2 protein-coding genes are annotated in these 1,139 nt (G+C 39.1%); both read left to right on the forward strand.

What is annotated here, in order from left to right:
• Positions 1 to 15 precede the first annotated feature (15 nt).
• Positions 16 to 819, forward strand: a complete 804-nt coding sequence (locus PX484_RS16800; RefSeq protein ID WP_002751332.1) for an ABC transporter permease — start codon at positions 16 to 18, stop codon at positions 817 to 819.
• Positions 820 to 1,139: ATP-binding cassette domain-containing protein (locus tag PX484_RS16805; RefSeq protein WP_288104839.1), on the forward strand; the 320-nt coding region annotated here is incomplete at its 3' end.

The following is a 1,139-nucleotide window of genomic DNA, read 5'->3' on the forward strand; positions in this document are numbered from 1 at the left end:
ATGACAATTATCCCTATGACCGATCTCCAGGCAAAAACTAGATGGTCAACAGCGCGGCGATATTACGAGTTGCTTAGTGTTTTAGTGGAACGTAATCTCAAGGGACGCTATCGGGGTTCTTTTCTGGGGGTTTACTGGTCTTTGTTAAATCCCGCGATTATGACGGCACTATACACGGCAATTTTCGGCACGGTTTTCGCCTCTTATTTTGATAATTCTCTAGTTAACTATGTCCTAGCGGCTTTCACTGGTTTAGTCGTAATAAATTTCTTTAATGCTTCCACTAACCAAGCTTTACCTAGTATTGTTGGTAATGGCAGTATTTTAAATAAAATTCGTCTGCCAGTTAGCATTTTTCCCGTTTCCATGGTAGTGGCAAATATTTTTCAATTTGCTATTAGTATCTTTCCCCTTTTGGCTATAGTAACTCTCTGGAAGTCTCAAAGTTTAATTAATGTAATTGCTCTGATTTTTCCCGTGATCGGTCTTTCTCTGGTTTGCACGGGAGTGGGTTTCTTTGTTAGTACCCTCTACGTTTTCTTCAGAGACTTACCCTATTTTTACGAAATTGTTTGTTTTGTCGCTTGGATTAGCAGCCCGATTTTCTATCCCCCGGAAATTATTCCTCCCTCCGTACAACCATTCCTGCTATTAAACCCATTATTACCGGTAATTGAAAGTATTCGCCAATTGTCCCTTTCCCCCGGATTACCAGATTTTGGTTTGATTTTTCAATCTCTACTCGGTGGGATCATTATCTTAGGAATTGGTTGGACTTGCTTCCGACTATGGCGACATTTATTTATGGATTTATTATAAATGACAGAAGTAATTCGACTCGATCAAGTGTCTCTCGAAAGACGCACTCAAGAAGAATTTTCCTACGATCTAAAAAGGACAATCTTCTCTCTTCTTGAAGGTAAATATCGTCAACCTGCCAAAAAATTAGTTCTAGATGATATAGATTTAGTAATTAATTCTGGAGCAAAATTAGGTATCATTGGAGCTAATGGCGCAGGAAAATCTACTCTCCTAAAAGTTATTTGTGGTATTCTGGAACCGACAAAGGTACAGGTGAGAGTCAGGGGACAAATTGCTTCTTTAATTGAATTAGGAGCGGGTTTTGATCCAGATTTACC

It is taken from the genome of Microcystis sp. M49636_WE2 (genome assembly GCF_030065375.1).
Classification (GTDB): Bacteria; Cyanobacteriota; Cyanobacteriia; order Cyanobacteriales; family Microcystaceae; genus Microcystis; species Microcystis aeruginosa_C.